We start from the raw sequence: 13,099 nt of genomic DNA on the forward strand, positions 1-13,099 counted from the left end.
TCGGTCTCCAGAAACGATTTGGCGACACGCTATCGCCTTACGATATGACGGGAAAGCTAAACCTTGTGAGACTATCGCCATCACCCTAAGTGCATTGGCATGATTTCTGTAGCCACCTGGAATATCAATTCGGTCCGCCTGCGCCTGCCGATTGTCGAACACTACCTCCGCGATGAGGCCCCTGATGTGCTGTGCCTTCAGGAAATCAAATGCGAGAATGACAAGTTTCCCGCCGAGGCGCTGGCCGAAATGGGGTATAAGCATCAGGCGGTTTGCGGACAAAAAGGCTATCACGGGGTCGCCACTGTCAGCCGTCTGCCGATCCGCGAAATATCGCGCCACGATTGGCAGGATAATGGCGAAGCACGCCATATCGGCGTTGAGATTGTCGGCAAGGATATGGTGGTCGAAAACGTCTATGTCCCTGCAGGCGGCGACATTCCTGATCGAGAGAAGAACACGAAATTCGGTCAGAAGCTGGATTTTCTGGAGCGTATGACCCGTTGGGCAGACACGGTGCATCGGCCCACTTTGATCGTCGGGGATTTCAACATCGCCCCGCTTGAAAGCGACGTCTGGAGCCATAAACAACTGCTGAAAGTCGTGAGCCATACGCCGCTTGAGGTGGAAACGTTGCAGCGGTTCAAGGACGCTCATGGGTTTGTCGATCTGGGCCGCGAATTTATTCAAGATCCTGATCGTTATTTCAGCTGGTGGTCCTACCGCTCGCCCGATTGGCGCAAGAATGATCGCGGCCGGCGGCTGGATCATATGTGGGCGAGCGAGGCGCTGGCGAAACAGGCAACGGGGCACCGGATACTCGAAGAAGCGCGCAGCTGGGAAAAACCGTCTGACCATATCCCGCTCATCACGGAGTTCGATCTCTGAGCGAGACGGTATCTCCCGCACGCCGCGCCGCACAGGCAGTTGATGCGCTGCGCCATGGCTGGCCGCTGGCGTTTGCAGACGGACCCGTGCTGCTCCCGGTTGAAACCGCAATTGCCAGCGCCGCGACCAGCGATTCGATGCTGATTTCTGCCGCCCGCGCGGCCACTCTAAAGCTCGCCAATCAGCGCGAGGCTGCCGTGCCCCACGCGCCGGTTTTGATCCGCGGCGGCGAGCCGTTCGATCTTCTCAGCGCGGTGCCGATTGCGGATCCCGCGCTTGATCTGCGCAATCCATTCAAAGGCCCGTTCCGCGCGGCGGCGATTGAATGGGCCGAAGCGGCGGACGCAGCGATGGAGCTGGCGCGGATCGCCGGTATTTTGCCGGCCTTTATGGTCAATCCTGACAATGCGGGCGAGGCCCATTCGATTACCGCAAACGATATCGGCGCTTACACCCAATCGGGGTCACTGCGCATTATTACCCGCGCAAAATTGCCGGTGACGGCCAGCGAAAACGCGGAAATCGTGGCGTTTCGATCTTCCGCCGATACCCGCGAACATGTCGCGTTGATTATCGGAAATCAGAACGGCGATCGTGCGCCGCTGGTGCGGTTGCACTCGGAATGTCTGACGGGCGATATTCTCGGCAGTTTGAAATGCGACTGCGGGCCGCAATTGGACGCTGCGCTGCACGCAATGGCCGATCACGCCGCACAAACCGGGGGCTGGGGCGCGCTGCTATACATGCGTCAGGAAGGGCGCGGCATCGGGCTGGTGAACAAGCTGCGCGCCTACAGCTTGCAAGACGCCGGTTTCGATACGGTCGATGCCAATCAACGATTGGGCCTGCCGGATGAGGCCCGCGATTTTGCGACCGCCGCGCGAATGCTGGATTTGCTCGGTGCCCGGAAAATCCGCTTGATGACGAACAATCCGGCCAAGGTCGATGCGCTTGCCAGTGCCGGCATCGAAGTGGCCGAACGGGTTCAGCATCAATTGCCTGATAATCCGCACAATGCGCGATATTTGGCCACCAAACGCGACAGATCAGGGCATCTGCTGAAATGAAAAGCGCGCAGATGCCGATTACCATCCGGCCTGAGGCGGCAGGAGACGAGAAGACGATCCACGCGCTGACCACAGCGGCATTCAAAGACATGCCGTTTGCCGATGGTGACGAACCAGATCTGATTGATCGCTTGCGCGCCGCAAGCGATCTGACGCTTTCACTGGTCGCAGAGGATGTTGAGCGGATCGTTGGCCATATCGCCTTTTCGCCGGTCACCATCAGCGATGGAACACGCGATTGGTATGGGCTTGGCCCGGTGTCCGTCTGGCCCGAATTGCAGAAGAAAGGCGTTGGCAGCGCTCTGATCGAACGCGGAATTGCCGATCTGCGTGCGGCGGGCGCGAAGGGTATCGTCCTGCTGGGCAGTAACATTTACTATCCGCGCTTTGGCTTCGTGCACGAACCGCAGCTTACCTATAAAGGCGCGCCGCCCGAATATTTCCAATGCATGCTGCTCGATGGTGAACTGCCCAGCGGGGAAACCCGCTTTGCACCGGCTTTCGGATAAGGCCTATCGCTCTTCGTATTGCTTGAGGCTTTCTGCAAGTCTGTTGCCCGACATGATAACCGGGGTCCGGGTCCAATCGGCCAGGAACACGCTGGACCGGCGCAGGCCCGGTACAAACCGCGCTTCGTTATCAACCACGGTCAGGCCGCGCGAAGAATGCAGGCTCTGTTCAGCGCCAAGCGCAATAAAAGCGGAGTAATTTTCTTTATCCCGCCCCTGCACAAACCAGTTTTGCGCGATGCGACCCGTCGCGCCGGCAGGCAGATCAATCATGTAATTGGTCCCGCGGCCATTGGCGTCATCAAACGAGTTGTTTTCGATAACAACCTCGCCCGAGCGTGATTTCAGATAATGTCCGCCCTGGCCGCGCTCAAACCGGCTTTCGCGCACAGTCAGCTTGCCATAATCGCCGGTATAGATCGAATGCGCGCAGCCCGCAGAATGTTCGCAGGTACCCAGCCCGCTAAAGGTTGAGCGGGTAATAAAAATGCTGCCCGACGGATTGTTCGCCGTCAGGATGCCCTGCTGGCTATCCATGAACCGTCCGAATGCGACATTGAGCGACCCTTTTTCAAGCCGGATGCCCGCGCCATTGCCATCGCCAACCTTTATCCCGCTAAAGGTGACACCGAGCACTTCGGCGCCCGCCCCGCGCAGCACCAGCGCCGCTTTGCCTTCGCAGGCCGTCCGGTCGAGGATCGCAGTCCCGTATTCACGAGCAGCATATGTCACCGCTCCGGCAGTCTGCACCGCGCATTGGCGATACGTGCCCGGTGCGATTTCGATCGTGCCTTTGCTCGCGCCGATCGCATCCACCGCTTGCTGGAGGCTGGCGTATCCGCGCCCTGTCTCCAAAACGGTAAAGGCCGCGCTGGAAGCGTTTGGCGATTGCGCTGTTACTGCCGCGAGCGGTATCGCTCCGGCAAAAAGCGCGGGCACGGCTATTGCGCGTTTGGCCCAGCGTGGCAGGCGTCCGAGCGGACCCATTTCGGCGGCGTCTTGCGTCTGTTTCATGCAAGACGCATAGCCCCGATTGTTTAAAGGGTGTCTAAGTTCGCACGGGGTGTATCGTTTCGGATCATCATTTCGCGCTTGGCGTTCGGCCTCTTGCTTGGCTACACCCCTGTGGACAGTACGGACGCGAACAGTACGGACGCGAACAGTACGGACGCAAACAATGCCGCCGCGAATAATGCGGACGTGAACTACCGGGATCAAAGAGGAGGAACCCACATGAAAAGAATCGCCACTATCGCCGCGCTAGGCGCTGCCTCGCTTGCCGTTTCGGCCTGCGGAAGCACGGATGACGCGTCCAGCGATCTGGAAGTAGAAACGGTCGAGATGCCAGCCGAAGAAGCGCTGGAGCCCGTCGCCGAGGAGCCTGTTGCAGATGCAGCTGTAAGCAGGACCGAAAGCGTCGAAGGCCCGCCACCGGTCGATACCCAAACCGCTCAAGAAGCAGCGAATGCCGCTGAAGACGTGGCCGCCGCAGTCGAAGCGGCAGAAGCAGCCGAAGCCGCAATGGCCGCAGAAGCAGCGGAAGCGGCTGCCAATCTTGAAATCGAATAATGCGCTTTCTGATTAGCCTTCGCCGCCAGCCAGCGCGCTGGCGGCCCGGCCTTTTTGCAGGTCTGGCGGTGTCCTGTGTGATGCTGCCAGCCTGTGATAATTCCGGCGGCACCGCCCCGGGCGCAGTGAGCGAAGGTGAAGCCCGCGCCCTCGAAGAGGCAGCAGAAATGCTGGACGAAAAGCGATTGCCGCAAGGCGTGGTTCCCGATCCGGATGCTCCGGCAAATCTGGAACCGGCAGAGACCGAAACCGCTGAACCATAACAGGCGCCACGGCGCGCTCTAACCTGAGGATCACCCCATGAACGCCCCCGCCCGCGCACCTGCTCGCAACCCCGGTATGGACGAAGACACGTTCGAACAATTTGCCGAGCAGCTTGATCGGTATGTCAAGGAACGCCTGATCCCGGCCGAAAATGATCTGATCGAAGCGGACGCGGTTCCGCCAGAGATTGTCGACGAAATGCGCGATATGGGATTGTTCGGCATTTCCGTGCCGGAGCAATACGGCGGGGCTGGCTTGAACATGACGCAATACGCCCGCGTCGTAAACGCCATGAGCTATGCTGCGCCGGCCTATCGCTCCATCTTCTCGATCAATGTCGGCATGTTTGCCAGTGCTTTAAAAAATGGCGGAACAGAGGCTCAGCGAGAAGAATGGTACCCGCAACTTGTCGAAGGCAAAATCGCTTGTTTCGGCCTGACAGAACCGGGATCCGGCAGTGACAGCGCTGCAATGCAGACCACTGCAACCCCTGATCCAGACGGAAACGGATGGATACTGAACGGCACCAAGAGGTACATAACCAACGCCCCCCATGCCGATGTTGCGCTGATCATGGCCCGCACCGAAAAAGATGCGCTGCCCAAAAATGCGCATGTCAGCGCGTTTCTGGTGCCGATGAACACTCCCGGCATTTCCACCGGATCACCGGACAAAAAAATGGGCCAATCCGGCAGTCATATCTCGGACATTATGCTTGATGATGTGAAAATACCGGGTGATGCCTTGCTTGGCGGGGAAACCGGCAAAGGTTTCCGCTTTGCCATGCAGAGCCTCGACAATGGCCGGATTTCTGTTGGTGCAGCGGCGACCGGTTATGCCCGCCGCGCGCTCGATTCCGCGCTGCGTTACGCCAATGAACGCAAGGCATTCGGAGAGCCCATTGCGCGGTTCCAGCTGATCCAGGCGATGCTGGCCGATAGCGAGACCGAGATTTACGCGGCAGAGAGCATGATGCGCGATGTGACCGCGCGCGCGGACCGCGGTGAAAACATCATCACGAAAGCCGCCGCGTTCAAAGTGTTCGCCTCTGAAATGTGCGGCCGTGTGGTGGACCGAGTGGTGCAGATTTACGGCGGCGCCGGATATCTCGCTGAATATGACGCTGAACGCTTTTTCCGCGATGCCCGCATCTACCGGATTTACGAAGGCACGACGCAAATTCTCCAGCTCCAGATCGCCAAGCATATGCTGCGCGAATGGGAAAAAGAGCACGGCTGAAACGGCGTAGCCTAACAGGGAAACCGATGTACAAACTTCTTACCGACCTCTCGATCATCGAGGTCTCCAGCTTTGTCGCGTCCCCCACTGCGGGCCTGTATTGCGCGCAAATGGGGGCAGAGGTAATCCGCGTCGATCATAAGGCGGGCGGCCTCGATTATGATCGCTATATGCTCACCAAAGAGGGCCGCTCGCTCAGTTGGGAAAACCTGAACCGGGCGAAAAAATCGGTCGCGCTCGACCTGCGCAGCGCAGAGGGGCGCGAATTGTGTGTCGAACTGGCGGCAAAGACCGGTCAGTGCATCACCAACCTGCCCGAACAAAGTTTCCTCAGCCACGCAGCGATCAAAGCGGCCCAGAGCGGCGATGCGCCTGACCTTACATCGGTGCGGATCATGGGGTGGCACGATGGGCGGCAAGCGATGGATTTCACCGTCAACGCGGCCAGCGGTTACCCGCTGATGACCGGTCCCGAAGATTGGGACATGCAGACCGCTCCTCCGGTTAATCAGGTGCTGCCCGCGTGGGATTTTATCACCGGCGCATATTGCGCGTTCGCAATGCTCGCTGCGCTGCGTCACCGCGATGCGACAGGTGAGGGAACCGAGGTGCGCGTGCCACTGGGCGATGTGGCTATCGGCACCACCGCCAATGCCGGGCTCATGGCCGAAATGCTGTATCGCGGGAGTGATCGCGAACGGCTTGGCAATGCGATCTGGGGAGCATTCGGACGCGATTTCAGATCCAAAGACGGCGTTCGCTTTATGGTCGCGGCGCTGACGGCAAAACAATGGACCGGGCTGGTCGAGGCGTTCGGGGTTGCGCTCCCGATTGCCAAGCTCGAAGTGGAAGTCGGCGTCAAATTCTCCGACGGGGATGATCCGCGCTTCAAACACCGCCATGCGCTGTTCGACATTTTCCAGAATGTCGCGGGCAGCCATGATTACAAGGCGCTGGCAGCGCTGATGGCGGCGCACGGTTGTACGTTTGAGAAGTACCGTACCGCACATCAGGCCGCGAATGATCCGGCGCTGGTCACGGACAATCCGCTGTTCGGCCCATCGCCGGCGAACCCTTCAGGCTTTGAATATCCGGCGCCGCGTTCCTTTGCGAATCTGCCCGCGCATGAACCCGCAGACCCGGCCCCGGCACCCTATCTGGGTCAACATTCCGAAGAAGTGCTGGCCGAACGCCTCGGCCTGTCCTCTGGCGCGATCGGCAAGCTGGTCGATACCGGAACCGTAGCCCTTTCAGATAAGGATAGATGATGACCAGAAGAGCCGCCATCGTATCGCCATTGCGCACACCCGTCGCTAAATTTCTTGGCGGGCTCTCCAGCCTGAACGCCGGAGAGCTTGGTGCGATTATCCTGAAAGCTCTGGTCGAGCGAAGCGGCATTGATCCCGCACGGGTCGATGATGTCGTCTTCAGCCAGGGTTATGGTAACGCCGAAGCGCCTGCCATCGGCCATTGGTCATGGCTGGCGGCGGGCCTGCCCATCGAAGTTCCCGGATATCAGCTTGACCGGCGCTGCGGATCGGGCCTTCAAGCGGTCGCCAATGCGGCGATGATGGTCGAAACGGGCATGGCTGATGTGGTGGTCGCGGGCGGTTGCGAAAGCATGTCCAATGTCGAACATTATACGCTGCAAGGGCGCGGCGGCGCGCGGATGGGCGATATAACCCTGCATGATCGGCTTTCGCGAGGGCGCCTGATGAGCCAGCCTATCGAACGGTTCGGTGTGATTACCGGCATGATCGAAACGGCGGAGAACCTCGCCAAGGATTACGGGATCACCCGCGAAGAGGCAGACGCCTTTGCCGTCAGGTCGCATCAAAATGCGGCGGCGGCATGGGAAGCCGGGAAATTCGATGCGCAGCTTGTGCCGGTCGATGTGCCGCAACGACGGGGCGAACCGGTGACCTTTGACCATGATGAAGGCTACCGCGTGGATGCAACGCTGGAATCGCTGGGCGGGCTACGCCCGATTGATGGCAAGCGCGATCCGCAAGCTATCGTGACCGCCGGCAATGCCAGCCAGCAAAACGATGCCGCCGCCGCCTGTCTGGTTGTAGCCGAAGACAAGTTGGAAGAATTGGGCCTTGATCCTTCATTGTGGTTCGGCGGATGGGCCGCTGCTGGATGTGATCCGTCTCGCATGGGGATCGGACCTGTCCCGGCAGTAGAGCGGCTGTTCGAACGGCGCGGCTATTCGTGGGACGATATTAATCTTGTTGAATTAAACGAGGCCTTCGCGCCTCAGGCGCTCGCCGTCCTGAAAGGCTGGGGCTGGTCGGCCGACGATAGCCGCCGCGATCTGCTTAACGTCAACGGTTCGGGCATCTCGCTTGGCCACCCGATCGGCGCAACCGGCGGTCGGATTTTGGCAGATATGGCTGCAGAAATTCACCGGCGCAAAGCGCGCTTCGGGCTGGAAACCATGTGCATCGGGGGCGGTCAGGGGATCGCTGCGGTGTTTGAACGCGCAGTCTGATGGGCGAATATTCACCATGGATCGGACGCGAACAACAGGTGAGCGATCGGCTTTCAGAAGAACACGCCGCGCGGTGGCTGGCGACATTTGATCTGCCGCTAAACCGTGATCGGTTTATGCCGCAGGGTATCCATTTCGCGCTGTGCACCCCCGATGCAGCGACGGGGCAACTGGGCGAAGATGGTCATCCCCGCCGCGATGACAGTCCAGATAGCTTTCTGCCGCCAATCCCGCTGCCGCGCAGAATGTGGGCGTCGAGCGACATTGCATTTCGCGCGCCGATAGCCCCAGGGGCCGCCATATCCCGCACCAGCCGCATCGCCTCGATCCGGGAAAAGGATGGCGCCAGCGGCAAGCTCGCTTTTGTCAATGTAGAGCATCAAACGGCGGCAAATGGCACTTTGTCCGTGGTGGAAACACAAACGCTCGTCTTCCGCGCGGCTGCTGGCGAGAGCGCGCCGCTATCGCCGCCTGAAGCGGGTGATGGACAGTTTAAGGCTGACGGATGGGATGCGCATCGCTGCGTGACGCCGGAGCCGCGCCTGTTGTTCCGCTACTCCGCGCTGACATTCAACACCCACCGCATTCATTATGATGCGCCATATGCGCGCGATATTGAGCGCTATCGCGGGCTGGTGGTCCATGGTCCGCTAACAGCGTCGCTGCTGCTGCAATTGGCGGCGCGGGAGCTGGGGGACAATGCGATTAACAGTTTTGGTTTTCGCGGAATGTCGCCTGCGATCGCTGGCGAGGCGCTGCATCTGGTCATGCGTCAGGCAGATGAAGGATACGAACTCGGCGCCTATGCATGCGATGGCAGACAGATCATGTCGGCCCGCGCGCTGATTTAGTCGCTCGAATTTGGCGGACGCCCGCGCTTGGGCTTTTTGGTGTGCTGAACTGTGATGCCGCGCGAGGACAGCGCCTCGCGCAGCAACATTTCAATCTCGGCATTGGCAGAGCGCAGCTCGGCCGCCGCGAGGCGTTCAATCGCCGCGTGGACCGCCGGATCTAACCTCAGCGCAAATGCCTTTTTCTTGGGTGCAGCCATAGCTGCCTCCTGTGGTCGCGTTTACTGGTAGAGCGTTCCGGCGTTCACGACGGGCTGGGCCTCACGGTCCCCGCACAAGACGATCATCAGGTTCGAAACCATCGCCGCGCGCCGTTCGTCATCAAGCTCGACAATGCCGTCGCCCGAAAGTTTTTCCAGCGCGTCTTCGACCATTCCGACCGCGCCGATCACCACCTTCTTGCGGGCGGCGATCACTGCATCTGCCTGTTGGCGGCGGAGCATCGCACCGGCAATTTCCGCGGCATAGGCGAGATGCGTCAGACCCGCTTCATCAACGGTAATGCCAGCCACAATCAGGCGCTCATTCAATTCCTCGCGCAGTTCGGCATTGACGATATCGGCGCTGCCGCGCAGCGTTGTTTCGTCTTCATCCGACATGTCATCATAAGGGTGGCGCGCGCCGACAGTGCGCAGACCCGCTTCAATCTGGATGTTCACGAATTCTTTGTAATCATCGACATCGAACACAGCCTGCGCTGTATCGTTGACCCGCCACACGACATTGCACGCGATTTCGATAGGGTTGCCGCGCAAATCGTTGATTTTCACTTTTTCCGAATGAATGTTGTGCGCGCGGACGCTGACTTTTTTCTTCATCATCCATGGCCACACCCAGTGCAGCCCCTGAGTTCGCACAGTCCCGCGATATTCACCGAACAGGGTAATGACAGCGGCCTGATTGGGCTGGATCATGAAAAACCCGATCGATCCAATCAGGACAGTCAAACTGCCAAGCAGCAATGTGCCGACAAACAGCAGCTTTTCATATTTCTCGGCGCCAGAAGGAGGCGCGGCGTTGATCACCAGATACAGAACGACGACTGTTACCGCGGCAAGCACCGCGAGCATGAGATAGCCGTTAAAAGCTGAGCCAGCGCGCTCGTGGCTGCTGATCATCGGGGCGGTTGATTGGGACATTACACAACTCCATTCATATAACTATGATATCATCTTTATATTGAAAGGAGACAGCAGTCAATCCTTGACCGGAAAATCCTCAATCGGCCTTAGAACGGCGTAGCTTTCCGTTTTGGGTTTGCGGTCCAGGTCGGGAAATTCGATTTCCGGCGGGCGAATATCGGTATCGGGAAGCCGATCGAGCAGATCGCGGACCAAAGTCAGCCGCCCGCGCTTTTGATCGTTGAAATTGATCAGCGTCCACGGCGCATTATCCGTATGCGTGCGCTTCAGCATCGCTTCCCTGGCATCGGTATAGGCATCGTATTGGTCCCGTGCCGCAAGATCGATCGGTGACAGCTTCCACCGCTTCAACGGATCATCCAGTCGTTCTTTCAGCCGTTCTTCCTGCTCTGCCTGATCGGTCGTCAGCCAGTATTTGAACAGCAAAATCCCATCATCGGTCAGCATCTTTTCAAAGGTTGGCACCTGATCAAGAAAACGCTCGACCTCTGCCGCGCTGGCAAAGCCCATCACTTTTTCAACCCCGGCACGGTTGTACCAACTGCGGTCAAACAGCACGATTTCGCCGGTTGTCGGGAGATGTTTGATGTATTTCTGGAAATACCACTGTCCGCGCTCGTCATCGGTGGGCTTTCCCAAAGCCACGGTGCGGCATTGACGCGGATTGAGCTTGTCTCGCACCGCGCGAATGGCGCCGCCTTTGCCTGCGGTGTCGCGGCCCTCGAACAGCACGACGATGCGCGCGCCGGTCATCCGCGCCCAGCGGGCCACGCTGACAAGCTCTTCTGTCATGGGCTCAAGCAGTTTGCGGTATTCTTTGGCTTTCAGACCCATGGAGCTTCCTTCGCAATTTTCTTCGTTTGGATTTTGCTTGTAAGAACGCAGTGTTAGTATCAAATGATACTGTATGGCTACACTTGCTGATCCTGATACCGATTTTTCGCGTCTGCCCGATCTTCCAGCAGACGTGTTCACTGCGCCGCTCGCAAAACCGCCGCATCTTGGCGATGACTGGTTGGAGCCGGCACAAACCGACTACACAGCGGACGACCACCAGATCTGGAACGAATTGTTTGCGCGCCAGATGGAGGTTCTGCCCGGACGCGCGGCCAGCGCCTTTCTGGCGGGTCTCGACAAACTCGATCTGTCGCGCGGCGGCATCCCCGAATTCGGCGCATTGTCAGAAGAACTGGACAAGCTGACCGGGTGGAGTGTTGTCCCGGTGCCAATGCTGATCCCGGATCATGTGTTTTTCTGGCACCTTGCCAATCGCCGTTTTCCCGCTGGTAACTTTATCCGCACGCGAGAGACGTTTGACTATATCCAGGAACCCGACGTGTTCCACGATGTGTTCGGGCACGTCCCGATGCTTACCGATCCGGTCTATGCCGATTATATGCAGGAATATGGCCGGGCCGGATGGAAGGCGATGCATTACAACCGCCTGAAGGCGCTGGGATCCCTGTACTGGTATACGGTTGAATTCGGACTGATCGAGGAAGCTGACGGGATCAAAGCCTATGGCGCGGGCATCCTGTCCGGCCCGACCGAAGCGAAATTTGCGGTAGAGGCGGAAAGCCCGAACCGGATCATGTTGAATGTGGACCGCGTCATGCGCACCGATTACGTGATCAGCGATCTACAACCGACCTATTTCGTGATCGAAAGTTTCGATGATCTGTTCCGGCAAACGGTCGAGCGCGATTTTGACCGTCTGTACAAAAATCTCGCCCCTGGCTTTACCTATGCCAACAGCGCGGTCATCGATGTCGATTATGTGGTCAATCGCGGTACGCAGGAATATCATCTGCGCGGCGGAAGAGGCAGCGGCGCAGCGCCTGTTTAGTTCAGGCTTCGACCGCGTCGCCGACGATAAAATGGAACGCGATCAAGATCACAACGCCGCCTGCAAATCCGACGCCTAGAGCGATCAGAGAGAGCCCGCCGACAATCGTCCAGTCATTGGCGAACAGGCCTGTCGCGAGCGTCCCGACCAAACCGGCACCAATCTGACGCAGGATTACGCGGGGCGTTTCATGACGCGCAATGATCGAGGCAAGCCAGCCCAGAGTCGCCCCCAATACGATCAGCACAAGTAACGCCATTGGCTTTCAAATCCCGCAAGTTCTCAGTCTTACTTGCATAACTCGCACGACCTCAAAAGGGTCCTGCATCATTTGCAATTTCATGAGCTTTAAAAGAATACGAGCAGCGCCGCGCCCATCGCAATGCGATACAGGACAAAAACCATCATCGACGCTTTCTTGAGGAAATTCATTAGGAACGCCATGGTCAAAAAGGCGGCAATAAACGTCAAAACTCCGGCAATCAGAGCGTCCCACGCGAGCGCGGTACCCGCTTCAAAAATTTCCGGGACGATCAACACACCGGCACCCGCGACCGCAGGGATCGAAAGCAGGAAGGAAAAGCGTGCGGCCTCGACCCGTTTGTACCCGAGGAAGCGCGCTGCAGTCATCGTGACACCGGACCGGCTGGTGCCGGGGATAATCGCCAACGCCTGAGCCAGACCGACGATCAAACCATCGCGCCAGCTCATATCCTCAAATTGCTTCACTTCTTTACCGACCCAATCGGCCACGCCCAATAGCACGCCGTACACGATCAGGTTGACTGCGATCAGATCGGTAAACCTGATCGAATTCATCAGATCGCCATCAATTATGGTAATGCCGAAAACGCTGGTCGCCAGCGAATTGAAAAGGCCCATTTTGATCGAAAGGCCGAACGCCACAGCCGGAATTGTTCCCAGCGCGATCCACCAGAACAAACGCCGTTCCGCAGGCGCATTGGCCGCATCCGTGCCGATCCCGACGCTGGCAAACCCGCCGCGGGCAAGCACCAGCACATCTTTGAAGAAATAGACAATGATCGCGAGTAGCGACCCGACATGCACCGCCACATCAATCAAGGGGCCTTGATCGGCGAAATCGGTAAAGGTGGGGATCAGGATCAAATGGCCTGACGATGATATCGGCAGGAATTCGGTGATCCCCTGAACCACCGCGATGATGAGCAGCTGGATAAAAGTCATAGCCCGCGCTCCATGAATGAAGCG

The 13,099-nt window shown here is 58.5% G+C and carries 16 protein-coding genes; 10 read left to right on the forward strand and 6 right to left on the reverse strand.

What is annotated here, in order from left to right:
- The first annotated feature begins 99 nt into the window (after positions 1-99).
- The 3 genes from xth to FGU71_RS04565 all read left to right on the forward strand — a co-directional run bounded on the left by xth (position 100) and on the right by FGU71_RS04565 (position 2,464).
- Complete coding sequence (xth, locus tag FGU71_RS04555) at positions 100-888, forward strand: exodeoxyribonuclease III (protein ID WP_142787459.1); 789 nt, start codon at positions 100-102, stop codon at positions 886-888.
- 86 nt (positions 889-974) lie between these two features.
- Positions 975-1,955 (forward strand): GTP cyclohydrolase II, encoded by a 981-nt coding sequence (ribA, locus tag FGU71_RS04560; protein WP_234035639.1) that lies wholly within the window; start codon positions 975-977, stop codon positions 1,953-1,955.
- Entirely contained in the window at positions 1,952-2,464 is a 513-nt protein-coding gene (locus tag FGU71_RS04565) for a GNAT family N-acetyltransferase (protein WP_142787461.1), read from the forward strand. The genes ribA and FGU71_RS04565 overlap by 4 nt, the downstream gene beginning before the upstream one ends.
- Positions 2,465-2,467: 3 nt before the next feature.
- Here FGU71_RS04565 and FGU71_RS04570 read toward each other — a convergent pair whose 3' ends face one another.
- Positions 2,468-3,478, reverse strand: coding sequence for a right-handed parallel beta-helix repeat-containing protein (locus FGU71_RS04570; RefSeq protein WP_234035640.1), 1,011 nt, complete (start codon positions 3,476-3,478; stop codon positions 2,468-2,470).
- A 219-nt stretch (positions 3,479-3,697) separates the two neighbouring features.
- Here FGU71_RS04570 and FGU71_RS04575 point away from each other — a divergent pair, with 219 nt between their 5' ends.
- The 6 genes from FGU71_RS04575 to FGU71_RS04600 are packed head-to-tail and all read left to right on the forward strand — an operon-like array spanning position 3,698 to position 8,881.
- Positions 3,698-4,033, forward strand: coding sequence for a hypothetical protein (locus tag FGU71_RS04575; RefSeq protein WP_142787462.1), 336 nt, complete (start codon positions 3,698-3,700; stop codon positions 4,031-4,033).
- Positions 4,033-4,296 carry a hypothetical protein gene (locus tag FGU71_RS04580; RefSeq protein ID WP_142787463.1) on the forward strand — a complete coding sequence of 88 codons (264 nt, stop codon included), beginning with the start codon at positions 4,033-4,035 and terminating at the stop codon, positions 4,294-4,296. Before FGU71_RS04575 ends, FGU71_RS04580 begins: the two co-directional genes overlap by 1 nt.
- 37 nt (positions 4,297-4,333) lie before the next feature.
- On the forward strand, positions 4,334-5,536 hold the full coding sequence (locus FGU71_RS04585; protein WP_234035641.1) for an acyl-CoA dehydrogenase family protein: 1,203 nt from the start codon (positions 4,334-4,336) through the stop codon (positions 5,534-5,536).
- Positions 5,537-5,562: 26 nt separating this feature from the next.
- Positions 5,563-6,804 carry a CoA transferase gene (locus tag FGU71_RS04590; RefSeq protein WP_142787464.1) on the forward strand — a complete coding sequence of 414 codons (1,242 nt, stop codon included), beginning with the start codon at positions 5,563-5,565 and terminating at the stop codon, positions 6,802-6,804.
- Positions 6,801-8,030, forward strand: a complete 1,230-nt coding sequence (locus tag FGU71_RS04595; protein ID WP_142787465.1) for an acetyl-CoA C-acetyltransferase — start codon at positions 6,801-6,803, stop codon at positions 8,028-8,030. Before FGU71_RS04590 ends, FGU71_RS04595 begins: the two co-directional genes overlap by 4 nt.
- On the forward strand, positions 8,030-8,881 hold the full coding sequence (locus tag FGU71_RS04600; protein WP_142787466.1) for an FAS1-like dehydratase domain-containing protein: 852 nt from the start codon (positions 8,030-8,032) through the stop codon (positions 8,879-8,881). The genes FGU71_RS04595 and FGU71_RS04600 overlap by 1 nt, the downstream gene beginning before the upstream one ends.
- Here FGU71_RS04600 and FGU71_RS04605 read toward each other — a convergent pair.
- From FGU71_RS04605 to ppk2, 3 genes are read right to left on the reverse strand one after another with little or no spacing between them, the layout of a single operon-like run.
- Positions 8,878-9,081, reverse strand: a complete 204-nt coding sequence (locus tag FGU71_RS04605) for a toxin-antitoxin system HicB family antitoxin (RefSeq protein ID WP_142787467.1) — start codon at positions 9,079-9,081, stop codon at positions 8,878-8,880. The two genes, FGU71_RS04600 and FGU71_RS04605, sit on opposite strands and share 4 nt — an antisense overlap.
- A 21-nt stretch (positions 9,082-9,102) precedes the next feature.
- Entirely contained in the window at positions 9,103-10,020 is a 918-nt protein-coding gene (locus FGU71_RS04610) for an SPFH domain-containing protein (RefSeq protein ID WP_142787468.1), read from the reverse strand.
- A 57-nt stretch (positions 10,021-10,077) separates the two neighbouring features.
- Entirely contained in the window at positions 10,078-10,857 is a 780-nt protein-coding gene (gene ppk2 / locus FGU71_RS04615) for a polyphosphate kinase 2 (RefSeq protein WP_142787469.1), read from the reverse strand.
- 73 nt (positions 10,858-10,930) lie between these two features.
- Between ppk2 and phhA the strand changes: the two genes are divergently transcribed.
- Positions 10,931-11,869, forward strand: a complete 939-nt coding sequence (phhA, locus tag FGU71_RS04620) for a phenylalanine 4-monooxygenase (RefSeq protein ID WP_142787470.1) — start codon at positions 10,931-10,933, stop codon at positions 11,867-11,869.
- Position 11,870: 1 nt separating this feature from the next.
- On the opposite strand, the gene FGU71_RS04625 is transcribed toward phhA, so the two are convergent.
- Positions 11,871-12,128, reverse strand: a complete 258-nt coding sequence (locus tag FGU71_RS04625; RefSeq protein ID WP_142787471.1) for a hypothetical protein — start codon at positions 12,126-12,128, stop codon at positions 11,871-11,873.
- Positions 12,129-12,217: 89 nt separating this feature from the next.
- Positions 12,218-13,075 (reverse strand): undecaprenyl-diphosphate phosphatase, encoded by an 858-nt coding sequence (locus FGU71_RS04630; RefSeq protein WP_142787472.1) that lies wholly within the window; start codon positions 13,073-13,075, stop codon positions 12,218-12,220.
- Positions 13,076-13,099: the final 24 nt, after the last annotated feature.

Source organism: Erythrobacter insulae, assembly GCF_007004095.1.
Lineage (GTDB): Bacteria > Pseudomonadota > Alphaproteobacteria > Sphingomonadales > Sphingomonadaceae > Erythrobacter > Erythrobacter insulae.